This window comes from Paracidovorax cattleyae, assembly GCF_900104515.1.
Taxonomy (GTDB): Bacteria; Pseudomonadota; Gammaproteobacteria; order Burkholderiales; family Burkholderiaceae_C; genus Paracidovorax; species Paracidovorax cattleyae.
This window is the reverse complement of the sequence record NZ_FNJL01000005.1, coordinates 128,135-142,749: the sequence shown is the minus strand read 5'-3', so window position 1 is coordinate 142,749 and position 14,615 is coordinate 128,135. Positions and strand designations below refer to the sequence as shown.

11 protein-coding genes are annotated in these 14,615 nt (G+C 70.1%); 1 reads left to right on the top strand and 10 read right to left on the bottom strand.

All coding sequences use genetic code 11. The features are described from left to right. Positions 1-5: 5 nt before the first annotated feature. The gene (locus BLR05_RS05730) at positions 6-2,459 is read left to right on the top strand and encodes a UvrD-helicase domain-containing protein (RefSeq protein WP_092832851.1); all 2,454 of its coding nucleotides are present in this window, start codon (positions 6-8) and stop codon (positions 2,457-2,459) included. A gap of 45 nt (positions 2,460-2,504) precedes the next feature. On the opposite strand, the gene BLR05_RS05725 is transcribed toward BLR05_RS05730, so the two are convergent. The 10 genes from BLR05_RS05725 to BLR05_RS05675 form a co-directional block, all read right to left on the bottom strand. Then, a complete protein-coding gene (locus BLR05_RS05725; RefSeq protein WP_092832850.1) occupies positions 2,505-3,035 on the bottom strand; it encodes a phage tail protein in 531 nt (176 codons plus the stop codon). A 15-nt stretch (positions 3,036-3,050) separates the two neighbouring features. Next, positions 3,051-4,100, bottom strand: coding sequence for an ABC transporter substrate-binding protein (locus BLR05_RS05720; protein WP_092832849.1), 1,050 nt, complete (start codon positions 4,098-4,100; stop codon positions 3,051-3,053). Beyond that, positions 4,097-5,155 carry a sulfotransferase family protein gene (locus tag BLR05_RS05715; protein ID WP_092832848.1) on the bottom strand — a complete coding sequence of 353 codons (1,059 nt, stop codon included), beginning with the start codon at positions 5,153-5,155 and terminating at the stop codon, positions 4,097-4,099. Before BLR05_RS05715 ends, BLR05_RS05720 begins: the two co-directional genes overlap by 4 nt. Then, complete coding sequence (locus tag BLR05_RS05710; protein ID WP_092832847.1) at positions 5,143-5,997, bottom strand: aspartyl/asparaginyl beta-hydroxylase domain-containing protein; 855 nt, start codon at positions 5,995-5,997, stop codon at positions 5,143-5,145. Before BLR05_RS05710 ends, BLR05_RS05715 begins: the two co-directional genes overlap by 13 nt. Before the next feature lie 23 nt (positions 5,998-6,020). Beyond that, positions 6,021-6,839 carry a collagen-like protein gene (locus tag BLR05_RS05705; RefSeq protein WP_092832846.1) on the bottom strand — a complete coding sequence of 273 codons (819 nt, stop codon included), beginning with the start codon at positions 6,837-6,839 and terminating at the stop codon, positions 6,021-6,023. A 122-nt stretch (positions 6,840-6,961) separates the two neighbouring features. Then, positions 6,962-8,134 carry a DUF1513 domain-containing protein gene (locus BLR05_RS05700; RefSeq protein ID WP_244160051.1) on the bottom strand — a complete coding sequence of 391 codons (1,173 nt, stop codon included), beginning with the start codon at positions 8,132-8,134 and terminating at the stop codon, positions 6,962-6,964. 4 nt (positions 8,135-8,138) lie between these two features. Then, a complete protein-coding gene (locus BLR05_RS05695; RefSeq protein WP_092832844.1) occupies positions 8,139-9,266 on the bottom strand; it encodes an imelysin family protein in 1,128 nt (375 codons plus the stop codon). Beyond that, on the bottom strand, positions 9,263-10,756 hold the full coding sequence (locus BLR05_RS05690) for a di-heme oxidoreductase family protein (protein ID WP_092832935.1): 1,494 nt from the start codon (positions 10,754-10,756) through the stop codon (positions 9,263-9,265). The genes BLR05_RS05695 and BLR05_RS05690 overlap by 4 nt, the downstream gene beginning before the upstream one ends. 14 nt (positions 10,757-10,770) lie before the next feature. Next, entirely contained in the window at positions 10,771-11,994 is a 1,224-nt protein-coding gene (locus BLR05_RS05685) for an imelysin family protein (RefSeq protein ID WP_092832843.1), read from the bottom strand. A gap of 478 nt (positions 11,995-12,472) precedes the next feature. Beyond that, on the bottom strand, positions 12,473-14,431 hold the full coding sequence (locus tag BLR05_RS05675) for a PhoX family protein (protein WP_092832934.1): 1,959 nt from the start codon (positions 14,429-14,431) through the stop codon (positions 12,473-12,475). Positions 14,432-14,615 lie beyond the last annotated feature (184 nt).

The following is a 14,615-nucleotide window of genomic DNA, read 5'->3' as shown; positions in this document are numbered from 1 at the left end:
GGGGCATGCTCCCACACGACCTGTTTTCCGGCGCGCCAGCGCCTTTCGGCGCTGCCGAGCCAGGCCCGGCCACGCCGCCGGCGGCCGCATCGCCCCTGCTGCAGAACCTGAACGACGAGCAGCTCGCGGCCGTGACCCTGCCCGCCGGCCATGCGCTCATCCTGGCCGGTGCCGGCTCCGGCAAGACCCGCGTGCTCACCACGCGCATTGCCTGGCTGCTGCAGAACGGCTACGCCACCCCCGGCGGCATCCTGGCCGTCACCTTCACCAACAAGGCCGCCAAGGAAATGACGGCCCGCCTCTCGGCCATGCTGCCGGTGAATATGCGCGGCATGTGGATCGGCACCTTCCACGGCCTGTGCAACCGGCTGCTGCGCGCCCACCACAAGTCGGCAGGGTTGCCCTCCACCTTCCAGATCCTGGACACGCAGGACCAGCTCTCGGCCGTGAAGCGGCTGTGCAAGCAGTTCAACATCGACGAGGAGCGCTTTCCTCCGAAGCAGATGGCCTACTTCATCAGCGGCTGCAAGGAAGAGGGACTGCGGCCCGGCGACGTGGATCCACGCGATGCGGACGGGCGCAAGAAGGTGGAGCTCTACCAGCTGTACGAGGAGCAGTGCCAGCGCGAGGGCGTGGTGGATTTCGGCGAGCTGATGCTGCGCAGCTATGAACTGCTGCAGGGCAACGACCCGATCCGCGCGCACTACCAGCGGCGCTTCCAGCACATCCTGGTGGACGAATTCCAGGATACGAACAAGCTGCAGTACGCCTGGCTCAAGCAGCTCGCGGGCGACATGGTGGACGGCCGCCTCGTCACGCACGGCAGCGTGCTGGCGGTGGGCGACGACGACCAGAGCATTTACGCCTTCCGCGGCGCGCGCGTGGGCAACATGCAGGATTTCGTGCGGGAGTTCGACGTGCGCCACCAGATCAAGCTGGAGCAGAACTACCGCAGCTATAGCAACATCCTGGATTCGGCCAACGCCCTCATCAGCCACAACAGCCGCCGCCTGGGCAAGAACCTGCGCACCACGCAGGGACCCGGCGAGCCTGTGCGCGTGTATGAAGCGCCCACCGACCTGGCGGAGGCGCAATGGATGGTGGACGAGATCCGCCAGCTCGCGCGCAATGACGGCTTCGAGCGACGCGAGATCGCCGTGCTCTACCGCAGCAACGCGCAGAGCCGGGTGATCGAATCGGCGCTGTTCAATGCCGCGGTGCCCTACCGCGTGTACGGCGGCCTGCGCTTCTTCGAGCGCGCGGAAATCAAGCATGCGCTGGCCTACCTGCGCCTGCTGGAGAACCCGCACGACGACACGAGCTTCATGCGCGTGGTGAACTTCCCGCCGCGCGGCATCGGGGCACGCTCGGTCGAGGTGCTGCAGGACGCGGCGCGGCAGGCCGGCTGCTCGCTGCACGATGCCGTGAGTGCCGTGCCCGGCAAGGCGGGCGCCAACCTGGGCGCGTTCGTCGCCATGGTGGATGTGATGCGCGAGCAGACGCAGGGCCAGACCCTGCGCGAGATCATCGGCCAGATGCTCGAATCGAGCGGGCTGGTGGAGCACTACCGCGCCGAGAAGGAAGGCGCGGACCGGCTGGAGAACCTGGAGGAACTGATCAACGCCGCCGAGAGCTTCGTGACGCAGGAAGGCTTCGGGCGGGACGCCGTCGCGCTGCCGGTGGACGAGCATGGCAACAGCCTGCGCCAGAGCCCGGCCAGCCAGGGCATCGACCCGTCGCAGCCCGTGGTCGACGAGCCGCTGCCAGGCGTGGTGGATGCCGACACCGGCGAGACGCTCTCGCCGCTGGTGGCCTTCCTCACCCATGCGGCGCTGGAGGCCGGTGACAACCAGGCCCAGGCCGGGCAGGACGCCGTGCAGCTCATGACGGTGCACGCCTCCAAGGGGCTGGAGTTCGACGCCGTGTTCATCGGCGGCATGGAGGAGGGCCTGTTCCCGCACGAGAACTCGATGAGCGACCGGGACGGCCTGGAGGAAGAGCGCCGCCTGATGTACGTGGCGATCACGCGCGCGCGCAAGCGGCTCTACCTGAGCCATTCGCAGACGCGCCTGCTGCACGGGCAGACGCGCTACAACATCAAGAGCCGGTTCTTCGACGAACTGCCCGAGGCGGCTCTGAAATGGATCACGCCCAAGCAGCAAGGCTTCGGCAGCTTCGCGCCGCAGTCCGGCGGACGGAGCGGGAGCGCAGGCGCGCCGTGGGGTGGCTTCGGATCGGGCAAGTCCGAAAGCTTCGCGAGCCCGCCCGTGCCGGCGCAGAAGGTACCGCCCACGCATGGGCTGCGCGTGGGCCTGGCGGTGTTCCACACCAAGTTCGGCGAGGGCAAGGTGCTGTCGCTCGAAGGCGCGGGCGACGATGCGCGCGCGCAGGTGAACTTCCCCCGCCATGGCACCAAGTGGCTGGCGCTGTCGGTGGCCAAGCTCACGGTGGTGGATTGATGCGGGGGCCGTGCCGGCAGACGAGACGATCGCCGGCCCGGCCGGTCAGTTGCGCGACGGAAAGACGCCCTGCAGGGCGATGATGAAGTTGATGCAGAGGTAGGGCTGCATGTTTTCGTGCGACTGGCTGCCTCCCGCTACACCGCCCGAAACGCCCCCCAGGTTGCCATTCCCGTTTTGGTCGGTGTACTGGTTGTTGCGCTGGTCGGAAGCGGCAAGGTAGCGGCCATTGGGTGCCGCGGTGTTCCCGGCACTGCTGCTCACCGCCACCGATGTGGGGTGGACGTGCATGGGCATCTGGCTGTTCAGCAGCGTCACGGCCTCCTGCCCGCCCACCTGCCCCTGAACGTAGGTCTGCAGGCCGGGTCCCTGACCCTGGCCCAGCGGTATGCGCCCCCGCAGGTCCGGCAGCGCGAACGTCGTGGTGCCGTTGCCCCCGTAGGTGGTGCCCAGCAGTGAAAAGAGCGCCGCGTTCTGGGAGATGGACAGGATCTGCCCCTGGCAGAACGCCCAGCCTCTGGGAGGATAGTTGCCGGCGAAAATGCTGATTTCGCCGATGAATGGATCCATGGCCATGTCTTTTGTCCTTGATCAAGTCACGAGATAGGGATTGGTCCAGCCACTGCGCACGCCCGGGCGTGCGGCCGTGGGCAGGAATGCCGGTTCCTGGAGGGCGGCGTGCAGCCGGGCCAGGGCCGCCAGCGCCCCGCCAGGGACCGCCGCCTGCCACCGTGCCAGGCGCTCCCCTGCATCGGTGCCCAACTGCAGTGCCGCTGCCGGGGACGCTGCGGACAGCGGGCTTTCGAGCGCGACCGGGCTGCCCACCAGGGGCTGCTGGCGGTCCATGCCGAGGCGCTGCCATGCCGCGCGGAAGCGCTCCGCCTGCCTGCCCGAGTAAAGCACCACCACGAAATCGGCGGCCGTTCCCTTCAGCACGGACCGCAGCCCGTCGAATTCGGGCCGTCCGTCCGGCAGGCCCGAGACATGGGTGGCGGCCACCGTACCCCCGGCGGCCTCGAAGGCTGCACGGAACTCGTGAGGAAAGTCGTATCCGCTTTCGAGCAGGCCCATGCAGAGCACCGCACGGGTACCCCAGCGACGCGGTGCCTCTCGCCCCAGGCGGGCACAGGACTGCCACAACTCCAGGGTATGCGGAACGAGCCAGGGCGAGCGTGCGGCGGGGCGGTCGGGAAGCCGGTCGGCGCCCGTATCGCTCGCGAGGAATGGCACGCCGTGCCGCTGCAGCAGCGGCGCGAATTCCATGGCGGAGTCCACGGGCAGCCAGCCCGCCAGGGCATCCACCGTGCCGGTTTCCACGGCGGCCCGGGCCTGCTGCAGCGCCGATCGCACGCTGCGGCCATAGGGCAGGGGCAACCAGCGCGGCGATGCCAGGCCGGAAGCGGCGGCCCCGGCGTCCAGCCCGGCAAGGAACTCCGCGGACAGCGTGGGGTAGCGGGACGATTCGGGCAGCAGCACGCCCACGGTGAGGCGCGCACCGGGGGCGGGCCGTTCGCTGGCGCGCGTGGCCGTTGCCGCCAGGCCGGAGGCCGGGGCGCAGGCCGCGGCGGCGGCCGTGGACGCCGATGCCCCGAGAAAGCCGCGGCGGCCGAGGCGCGCAGTGGGGGGGGGCGGAAGGGTCATGGGAGTGTCGCTCCTGTGGCAAGGGCGCCGGGCCTGTGGCCGGCCGCCCGCGCCTCGCCGTCCTGGCGGGCGCGCAGCCGCTCCAGGGCATCGTAGTGCGGGGCGATCCATTCCTGCGCCAGCGCACGCAGGCGCTGCGGCGCCTCGTGGTGCTTGCGCCCGGCATCGGGGGCGAAGGGGTGTGAGGGATTCTTCGCATGCACGCCGAAGGTGGCCTGCATGCGTTCGATGGCCTGCGCGCCGGGCTGCATGCCGAAATGCAGTGCTATCGCCCGGGAGATGGCCTCGGGCAGTTGCCGGTAGTCGAGCAGCAGCGTGCATTCCGGCCGGAATTCCCGGACCATCGCCGCGTAGATGCTGCCCAGGCTGCGCGCGCAATAGGTTTCCGGACCCATGTGCAGCGCTTCGTCGAAAGGGATGCCTGCGGGGTTGACGCCGAGCGGTCCGCCGGGGATCAGGTAGGCCGCACGCTGCTGCATCTGCGACACCAGCACCTCCACCGGATCGCGGTACAGGAAAAGCCACGGCGTATCGGGCCAGGCTTCGGCGATACGGCCGGCCAGGGCCGTGTCCCAGCAGTCGCACTTGATGACGAGATGGCTGCGCCGGCTTCCATGTCCGGGCAGCGACGGCTGGGCCCATGCGCTCGCGAAGGCCCGCGCAGCAGCGAGTGCCTGGGCCGCGTCCAGGCCGGGCAGCCGGTGTTCCGCACGCAGCAGGTCGTCCAGCGGCGGCGGTTCCGACAGGGCCACGTGGTCCTCAAGCGCCGCGAACGCCTGGGTGACGAGCGTCGAGCCGCAGCGCGAGACGTGGAAGACGATGCCCGACGGCTGCAGGCCCGGCGAGGTGTGTGCCCAGTCGATCAGGTCGGCCAGAGGCGTCTGGCGGCGGAATGCCTGGTGGAACGGCCACTGCATCGCGTTCTGCACGCCATCGGCGAAGAAGGGCGTGCGCGTGACTTCCGGCGGCGCGCGCATCCAGTCCACGAGCAGTTCGCCGCCCGGCTCCCGATAGATGCGAATGGGCGACCAGCCCTCGAAATTCATACGATCCATTGCCGCATCCATGCATCGCGCCCGCAGGCCATGGCGGACAGGACCTCCGCCTCGGAAAAATACCGGCCCAGGGCCTGGCCCTGTTGCACGCAGGCCTGCGCGAAATCCTCGCGCGAGCGGATGCCGATCAGGCGCTCCTGCAGCGCCGGATCGCCGAAGACTTCCTGGCGGAACCGTGCGAACTGACATTGCGGATCGTGCGCTTCGGGCAGCGGCTCGCCCGCGTCTCCCGCGGCAATGGCCCCGCTCAGCGCGGGCGTGGCCGCGCAGTCCACCACAAGGTGCAGGCGCTCGCGCGCTCCCCGGTTGGACACGCGGTGGGGCAGGGAAAAATCGGCGTACCACCATTCTCCGGCGCGCATGGGTACGCGCTCGCTGCCTACGTAGAAGAAGACCTCGTCGTGCGTGCGCAGCGGCAGGTGCAGGCGGGCTTCGCCGTCCCGCAGGCCGACGCCCGGATCGGTGTGTTCGAGGATGGTGCCCCCGGGTGCCAGCCGCAGCACCCGCACCGATTTGAGGGGCGCGTCGCCCGCGATGGCGGCCACCAGCGCGCGCACGGACGGGCACTGCGCCATCGCTGCGCCGTCCTGGTAGAGGTCGGCGGAGAACTCCCCCGGCGCGGCGGCCAGGGGCGAGCGGGGCGTGCCGCGCAATGCGGCCACGTGCCAGCCGCCGTTGTGCTTGGCGAGATTGAAGTGCGGCCCCCACCGGGCGTGCGGCAATGCATCGACTTCCGCCAGCGCGGCAGCCATGTCCACGCCGCGCGCGATGCGGCGGGCGCGCGGAAAGTCCTCCGGAGCGGCGCAGCGGTGGGCCCGGGGCGTGTGCGTGGTCTCGGTCATCGTGGTAACCGGAAGGCTTGGCGCTACTGCGAGCAAATGGCGTAGGCGGAGCAGCTCTGCAGGTTCGCGCGGTACGAGTTGAGTATCTTCACCGACCAACCGAGGGTGCCCGTGGATCCGCCGCAGTTATCGACCGGGCGGCTTTCGCCAACATAAACGGCCGCATCTTCGGGCGAAACCCTGCCGGTGTTCGCGGCATGCCCGCCACCCAGCACTTTCTCTCCGGGATTGCAGCAGGACACGACCGCGCAGGCGTCGCTGTTCACGGTGGACAGCGTGAAGGTGCGGATCGCGACGGCCGTGCTCACGGAGCCGGTCGCGCCCGTGGGCCCGGTGGGGCCGACGCTGCCCTGTGCGCCTGTCGTTCCCGTCGCACCAGTGGGCCCGGACGGGCCCGCGGGGCCGGCAGGCCCGGTCGCACCCGCCGGGCCGGTGGCTCCGGTGGCGCCGGATGCGCCCGTGGGGCCTGCGGCGCCCGTCGCCCCCGTGGGCCCTGCGCTGCCCGTGGGGCCGGTCGCCCCTGCCGGGCCGGTCGCACCCGTGGCGCCGGTCGCACCCGTGGCACCGACCACTCCGGCGCTGCAATCGCCGAGCACGCCGCCCGGACCATGGCACACGGGCGTGCCCTGTGGCGGCACCGAGGCCAGCCCGGGCAGTGTGACGGTGCCCGAGGCCTCGTCCACGCGCAGCCGGATCTGCGTCTTGTCGCTGCTGGTCACCGAGAAGCCGCCGTTGGGCGGAGGGGCGAGCAGGATGTCCGCCGCCAGGGCGGCGTGGCAGTGCAGCGCGCCTGCCCAGCAGAGCGCGATCAGACGTGTGCGGTGGGGGGGAAGAAAAGGCATTGGCGACCTCGCGGGAATCGCCGGAGTGTAGGTAAAACCTTGCACAAATGAGTGCTCTTGTAATGCCTTGTATAACTTTCCGTGTAATTGTATTTGAATGTATATCTGCCGTGGTTTATGAATCAGGCGGGGTACCAGTGGTTGTCCATTCGCGCGTCCGCGAGCGAGGGGCTGTGGGGGTGTCGGAGCGGTGCCGTGGCCTGGGCGTTCTGCAGGGTATGGTCCACTCCTGCCGCCCACAGCCCGGAACCGTGCACCGCCAGGGCGCAGGCCTCGGGCAGCGGGATGAGGCGCTGCCAGGCGCCGCTGGCGTCGAAGGCGGCGATGCCCTGGGCGCGGGGACAGCTCACGGTCCAGCCTTGCGCCAATCCGGCGATGCTGCCTCCGTACCCCCGCAGGCCGCCGGGCAGTGCCTGCGGCGCCGGGTCTGCGGCCCGCAGCGCCTTGCCATCGAAGAGCGCGAGCACCGGCGCCGCGGTGCGCGCATCCGGCCCGTCGTGCTCGGCCTGCAGTGCGATGCCAAGCACGTCCGCACGCGGATTCCAGGCGAGGTGGCGCAGGCTCAGGCGGCGATCCCCGAGGCGCCATTGCCCGAGGGTTTCGCCGGTGCCTCCGTGCAGGCGCACGATGGACGAATCCATGGTGTCCAGCGCCCGTTTCACGCGGCCGGTCTCGGGGGCCGTCGGCACGCCGCCGTTGGCCACGATCAGGGTCGGCATGCCGTCCACCGGCACGCGCCGGTCCCAGATCAGTTCATGCGCATCGATGCCCTGCGCGTGCCATTCCGCGCGCACTTCCAGGGTGGATGCATCGCGCAGCACGACGAGGCTGCGGCCCGTGTCCGCCTCGGTTTCCGTGGACAGCAGCGCGCGCGCGTCCGGTGACGCGATCACATGGCCATTGAACGAGCGCTGGCCGTCGGACCACTGCCAGACGGGCTCGCGCGCCGTACCGGGCCACCAGCGCAGCAGCCAGTCGCCCGGGCGGCGCGACGCGGCCACGATGCTGCCATCGGGCAGGGGGCACAGGCCGTGCGCGCGGGTGGGAATCTCCAGCGCGTGCAGCGCGCGCAGTGCGGTGCCGGATCCGGGCAGTGCTTCCAGCAGGCCGATGCGGTAGCCGCCATCCTCCTGCTGCCAGGCGGCCGCGAGGCGCAGGGGCGTACCCGCCGCCCCCGCGCTGCTCCAGGCGCCGGACAACGGGATGGCGAGCCCGATGCCGGCCAGCGTACACAGGGCCCCGCGCCGCGAAGGCCCGCCCGGGGCCATGCCGCCTTTCCCGCGAGATGCGTTCATCGCGTCAGTCCCCGTCCGCATCCGAAAACCCGATGCTGACCTGCAGCGCCGGCGCCACCTCGGCTTCGGCCAGGCGCTTGAGCGCACTCAACTCTTTCGCGGCCTGCAGCACCCGCGGGCCGTCGGGTGCAGCGGCATCCGGACTGGCAGCGGCCGCCATCGCCGCGTCGATGCGCAAAGCCGCGTCGCGAAGGCGGTCGGCGAGGGGGTTCAGGCCCCGCCCGCGCAGGTAGGTTTCCAGCGGCACCGCTCCCTGGCCCGGCTGTACCGGGGGCGTGCCGTCGGCCTGTACCGTCAGGGCGCGCAGGGCGGCCCATTCGGCGTTCCAGGCAGCCCGGATCTGGCCGCTCGCGGCACGGGGATAGTCGGGCGCACGCGTGCCCTGCGCGGCGCGCAGGGGCTTTTCCATGTGCGCCCAGCGCAGGCGCTCGATGCCGCCCACCCACTGGTTGATGAATTCGCCCATGGCCTGGGCGGAGCGCTCCTGCTGCTCCTCGGCACCCCAGTCGGTGTGCGCGGCCTCGCTGAACGCGGCCTGCTGGGCCACGGCTTCACGCTCCACGTCGAGCGCGACTTCCACGGCGTACGCGCACGCGGGAGAGGCGGGCTGCGCCGGCTGGGTCCACAGCAGCCATTCGAGCGCCGGCAGGCCCTTGGCCGGCGTGCCCACGCGCTCGAAGGCCGTGGCGCCCTGCGGCTGCGCCTTGATCGCGCGCTCGATGAGCTGGGGGCGCGCGGGCATGAAGTCGATCTGGCGCTGCGCGCGGCGCGCCACCACCGGGCCGACGGCCACGGCGGAGAGGCCCTCCCAGGCCAGCATGGCGCGCTGCCACGCCTGGCGCGCGCCGGCCAGCGGCGCGGACGAGCCGTCGGGCGCTGCGGTGCAGAGCGCGCGCAGCGCCGGAGGCAGGGCGCCCGATGCCTGGGCGAACTCCGTGGCGCGCGGCAGGCCCCAGTGGGTGTAGAGCCCCAGCAGCGCGTGCGTGGTGTCATAGAACGGCACGGCGTCGCGGCGCCAGTCTGCCGGTGCCTGGGCCTGCGCGCCCGCCGCCAGCAGCGCGACACCCGCGGCCACCAGGGCCGGCGCGCCGCGGCGTCGCAGGGCGGAAAGGAGTTCAAGGGATGCGGTCATAGGGACTCCACGAATCGGACCAGCGCGTCGCGCTCGGCCTTGTCCATCTTCAGCACGTTCTGCTTCGCTTCTTCCGCCTCGCCGCCGTGCCAGAGGATGGCCTCCAGCACGCCGCGAGCGCGGCCGTCGTGCAGCAGCCGGGTGTGGCCGTTCACGTCCTTGATGAGCCCGATGCCCCACAGCGGCGGTGTCCGCCACTGCCGGCCGGTGGCCAGGAAATCGGGCCGTCCGTCGGCCAGGCCTTCGCCCATGTCGTGCAGCAATAGATCGGTGTAAGGCCAGATCCGCTGGCCCGACAGGGCCTTGCTGGTCAGCCGCGGGAAGGGGCCTTCCTTCGTCACATAGCTCGGGCGGTGGCAGGCCGCGCACTGGGCCTGCGCGAACAGCGCCTGGCCGCGCAGCACGGCCGCGTCGTTCACGTCGCGGCGCGCGGGCGGGGCCAGCGTAGCCTGGTAGAAGACCACGTCGTCGAAGGTCTTGTCGTCGATCTCCACGCCTTCCTGGCCGCGCGCTCCCGCGCTGCGGCCGCTGGGCGCTGCGCCGCAGTCCACCTGCGTGGTGGTGCAGTGCTCGCTGGGAAAGTGCCGGGAGGTGATGCCCATGTCGCCGACGAACGCGCCGCCGGTCTGGTGCGCGAGGGTGGCCACGTTGGCCTTCCAGCCGAAGCGGCCCAGCATCTTGCGGCCCGACGGCGCGTCCCAGACGTAGTTGGGCCGTCCCTTGACCGGACCGGGCGCGGCCGCCTGGTCGGCAGCGTTGGCGAGGATGTCCGCCTCGTCGATGGCCTCCAGCAGCCCCACGCCGATGACCTGCGGCGCGATGCGCGGGCTGAGCATGGTGCCGGCATGCAGCGGGCCGTAGCCCAGGTCGCGCACGCCGTAGTGGGGCTTGAGCAGGGTGTAGGGCGTGCCGTCGGCAAAACGGCCCTGCACGGTCTCGTAGCGCAGGGTGACCGTGCCCTCGGGCTTCACGCCCTGCACGGCGGCCGTGTTGAGCTGGTCGCCATACACCGGTTCCGGGTTGGGGCCGCCGTGCGGGTCGGTGCCGGGGATCGACAGGCGGATGAGCAGCGAGACGATCGGGTCGCGGGTTTCGCCGAGGCGGTTGAAGATCTCCGGCGGCTCGCCGCGGCCGTCCTGCACGTGGCAGCCGCCGCAGGAGCGTGCGATGAAATGCGGGCCCAGGCCGTCGCGCGCCTTGGTCGAGGCGCCGGCTTCCACCCAGTTGCGCTTGAAGAACGAGTTGCCGATCACGAAGCGCGTGCGTTCGGCGTCCTCGAGGTTGGCCGCGGGGAACGAGAAGGCGTTGCGGCCGGTGGCATAGACCGTGGTGTCGCCACCGGTCTTTTCCCCGAGCGGGTCGGGCGGGTCGCCTGCCGCGGCGCCGTTGGCCAGGAGCAGGGCGCCCGCGGCGGCCATGCCGGTGCCTGCGAGGGCAACGGCCGGCCAGAGCGCGCGCCGCCGCCCCGGGTCGGCCTGCGAGGAAGTCATGTCGCGCATCGCCTTCACGGTTGCACGAGCGTCAGCTTGGTGATGCCGATGGCGTTGGCGGCCTCCACGAGATCCTTGCTCTGTTGCGTGAGGCTGTCGATGGTTTTCTGGATGCGCAGGCGGCCCGGGGCGTCCTTGCCGCCGATGATCTCGCGGTCGAAGGGGGCCTGGATGCCCTCGGCTGCCTGCACGGAGGCGGCGATCTGCTGCGTGGTCCGTTCGGCCAGTGCGGCGTCCTTCTTGGCGACCAGGCCACGCAGCGAGGCGCCCTGCACCAGGCTGCCGTCGGCACGCCGGTACTCGCCGAGCCAGACGTTCCGGATGCCCAGGGCATTGGCGACGGCGTCGCGGTGGGTGTTGTCGGAGAAGCAGGAGTGCTCGTCTTCCTGGTCCTGGCTGTTGAGGGCCACTTCCAGCCGCTCGCCAGCCAGCTCGCCGCGGGACAGCGAGCCCAGGCCCACCAGCATCTTGCGCACGGATTCCTGGCCGCCCTTCACGAACTTCGCGCGGTAGTTGTTCGGCGCTTTCGGGTCCCAGGCCTTGACGAGCGAGGCCAGGTCGTCGATGAGCAGGTCCGTGACCACGTTCAGGTACTGGCGGCGGCGGTCGGCGTTCCGGCCCTTGCCGTCCACGAAGTCCTCGAAATTGCGGTCCCCCGGGCCGGTCTCGGACAGGTCCTGCCCCCACAGGAAGAACTCGATGGCATGCCAGCCCGTGGCGACGTTCTCCTCGCCGCCGCGCTCGTTCTGCGCGGCGAGGTTCTTCTTGGTGATGGCGAATTTCCGGTCATTCACCAGGCCCGAGCCGGGCTTGCCTTCCACGCTGTCCACATAGGACTCGTCCATGGGCCAGGCGTTGAGCTGGCCCTCCGGGCCCTTGTCGTCGTCGATGGGGCCGCCGTAGAAGCGGAACGCTTCCGTCTGCCCGTAGAACTCGCGCGCGGCCAGCCAGGTCTTGCGCGCCTCGGCCAGAGTCTCCGCGGACGGCCTGGCGGTGAAGGCCTTGATGGCGGCCTGCATCGTCCTGGCGGCGTTCAGCGCGTCCTCGTAGTTCGCGTGCACCAGCACGGCGTAGTGCGCCGCCACGGCGGCGGGGGTGACCGCCGTGGCCGAAGGCGCCGCGGCGGACACGCCGGCGCCCTGCGGGGCCGCCTGTGCCAGGACCACCCCCGTGGAGCCGAGCGCAACGATGGCCAGCAGCCCGGAGAGAACGGTGGTTTGGAACGAAGCGGTGGTCATGGCATCTCCTGAAATGATGGGAAAAGGCGGTGCGGATGCAGCAGGGCATCCACGGTGCCCGTGCTGCCGGGCCGGCGCATGGCGCGCCGCGGCGTACGGAACCTGGTGAAGCCGGGAGGGCTGGAGCCCACCCGGGCGTGCCCTGCGCTTCCCGGCGGCGCAGACCCCTCCCGGTCCGCACCGCGGTGCAGCACGGCGGGCGCAGGCATTATAGGAATGAGATTAATTATCATCTCCGGACGCCGCCCATGCGCCCATCCGCAGACGAAAGGAATGCCTGGAACGCCACATCCGATGAAGGGTTTTTGCTATGCTAAAAATAGCAAGTCGTTGCGCAGGGGCAACCGCTCCGGAGGGCGGTTCAGGTGGCTTCGGAGAACGCAGAGGCCGCATGCCGCGGACGAAAAAAAGCGAGGCCCGAAAGGGGCCTCGCCGTCAGGGGAGATATCCGCGGCGCATGCCCCGCGGACGGCGCCGGTCAGGCGCTGAGCTTCATCTGCCGGGGCGTGCCGGTCAGGTAGCCCACGGCGGAACCGAACTTGTCCTTGTAGTTGGCGCGAACCAGCGGGTCGAGCTGGTCCTTCACCTTGGAGTGGATGCTGCCCCAATCACCGGCGTGCTGGAAGTTGCTCATGATGTAGGTGAAGCCGTTGATCTCGTCCACGGCATGCAGGCCGGTGGATTCGCCGCCCGCCGGCACCGACATGAGGCGCGAGAGCTGCTTCGTATCGACGTTGTAGGCCCACAGGAAGTTGTTCACGTGCTGGCTGCTGTCCTCGCCGATGAAGAGGGTGCGCAGCTTCTCGGAGAACTTCAGGTTGTCCGGGTTGGCGATGTTGTTGGGGTTGGCCGTGTTGCCCAGGGCGTCGGCGGCGATGTCCTCGCCGGCCAGCAGGGCCTTCGTGTCCACCGGCATCCAGTCGCTGTTGATGGTGTTGCCCTGGGTGTCCTTCTGGCCGCCACGCAGGTTGAGCGCCATCACCGCGCCGGCGACGAGCTGCCTGGGCACCGAGATGCCGTTGCCCGGCACGTTGGCGGCATTGCCGGCCACCATCGAGGCCTGCACGTTCTGCAGCGCCGAGTAGGCGATCTTTTCCTTGGCGTTGACGGTGGTGCCTTCCATCTTGGTGAAGCCCAGGCTCGCGCCGGCGAATGCGGCGTAGCGGTGCGTTTCCAGGAAGGCGGCGGCCTTTTCCATGCCGGGGTTGATCTTGATCCATTCGGTCTTGCCGTTGGCGACGATCTTCGTGTAGCTCGCGTCCTTCGGGTCGGTGGAGGCCACGGACATGATGTCGGTGGGCTTGAGCGTGCTGGCGAGCTTCTCGATTTCCGCGCTGGTGGCCGAGCCGAGCTTGATCCAGGTGAGCGGGGCGGCGGAGTTGGCAGCCGGGTCGATCGAGAAGCCGGAGCCCACCTTGGCCGCGTACAGCGTGCCGGAGGACAGGTCTTTTTCCTTGTCGGCCACGAAGACGAAGTAGCCGCTGTTGGTGGCGTCGTCGCCCATCAGGGCGGTGCGCTGGTCGGGCATCACCTGCACCAGCTCATGGGAGATGCGGCCCATGCAGAAGTGCTTCTTGATGGAGGCGGTGCCGTCGGCGTTCACCGTCACTTCGGGCATGTGGCCGTAGTGGTAGGGGTTGGCGGCCGTCTCGCTGCCGTAGAGGTTCTTGCTGTAGGCCTTGAACTGCGCGTTCGACGCCGCCGTGAACGCGTCGGGCTCGTACTCCTCGCTGGAAAGGTGCGTGCCCCAGGGCGAGAGGCTCGCGCCGCAGGTGATCCACAGTCCGTGCACCGTGGAGGTGTCCACGTTGTGGTATTTCACGAGCGTCAGCTTGCCGGTGGCGGGGTCCTGATCGAGCGACAGCACCGCGATGGGAGAGGGCAGCTTGCCGTACATGTCGGTCTTGCCGTCCTGCGCCCAGGTGGTGTATTCGAACTGCACCACCGCGAACACGGGGTTGCCTTTCACGCCGTCCACCTTGGCATTGGGCACGGTGAGCAGCGAGGTGCCGTCGGGCGAATCGGAGAAGAACTGGCGATCCTTGCCGGCCACGGTCGTGTCGATGATCGGCCGGTTGTTGATGTCCACGTAGCCGCCGGCCAGGATCGTGCCGCCCTTGCCGTCGGACACGCGGTCGCCCGTGACGAAGAACGGCTGGTAGGCCAGCTGGTAGCTCTGGACCGAGTCGTCGCTGAACTTGACGTTCAGCGTGGAGCCGACGGTGGTCGTCGCCATCGCGGCGGGCGTGGAAAGCGTGGGCGCGGCCATCGACGTGAAGCTGGCGGATGCGAAGCTCACGGGGGTGATGCCGCCGCTGCCGCCGCCGCAGGCGGCCAGCACGGAGGCGGCGGATGCAGTGGCGCCCAGGGGCAGCAGGGGCATGCCGGCCAGGAATTGCAGGGCCTTGCGGCGGGAGGGCATCGGGGTGTGGGACATCATGGATTCCGGATGGGTCGGTCTGCTGTACGGGCGCCGCAGACGCATGAATGCGCAACGGGCCTCTCGATGGGCAGGCCGGGCGTACCCGGGCCTGTCTCCGGACCGGGATGCTAGGAATCCGTGATGACGGGGATTTGACGCTTTGGTGACGGTACCGTGACCGGGCGCCTGGAGCCACTGG

Bases quoted from the DNA above. Each gene is read 5' to 3' on its own strand.
- BLR05_RS05705 (WP_092832846.1), bottom strand. From the start codon at position 6,839: ATGCCTTTTCTTCCCCCCCACCGCACACGTCTGATCGCGCTCTGCTGG.
- BLR05_RS05710 (WP_092832847.1), bottom strand. From the start codon at position 5,997: ATGACCGAGACCACGCACACGCCCCGGGCCCACCGCTGCGCCGCTCCG.
- BLR05_RS05725 (WP_092832850.1), bottom strand. From the start codon at position 3,035: ATGGCCATGGATCCATTCATCGGCGAAATCAGCATTTTCGCCGGCAAC.
- BLR05_RS05675 (WP_092832934.1), bottom strand. From the start codon at position 14,431: ATGTCCCACACCCCGATGCCCTCCCGCCGCAAGGCCCTGCAATTCCTG.
- BLR05_RS05715 (WP_092832848.1), bottom strand. From the start codon at position 5,155: ATGGATCGTATGAATTTCGAGGGCTGGTCGCCCATTCGCATCTATCGG.
- BLR05_RS05720 (WP_092832849.1), bottom strand. From the start codon at position 4,100: ATGACCCTTCCGCCCCCCCCCACTGCGCGCCTCGGCCGCCGCGGCTTT.
- BLR05_RS05690 (WP_092832935.1), bottom strand. From the start codon at position 10,756: ATGACTTCCTCGCAGGCCGACCCGGGGCGGCGGCGCGCGCTCTGGCCG.
- BLR05_RS05695 (WP_092832844.1), bottom strand. From the start codon at position 9,266: ATGACCGCATCCCTTGAACTCCTTTCCGCCCTGCGACGCCGCGGCGCG.
- BLR05_RS05700 (WP_244160051.1), bottom strand. From the start codon at position 8,134: ATGAACGCATCTCGCGGGAAAGGCGGCATGGCCCCGGGCGGGCCTTCG.
- BLR05_RS05730 (WP_092832851.1), top strand. From the start codon at position 6: ATGCTCCCACACGACCTGTTTTCCGGCGCGCCAGCGCCTTTCGGCGCT.
- BLR05_RS05685 (WP_092832843.1), bottom strand. From the start codon at position 11,994: ATGACCACCGCTTCGTTCCAAACCACCGTTCTCTCCGGGCTGCTGGCC.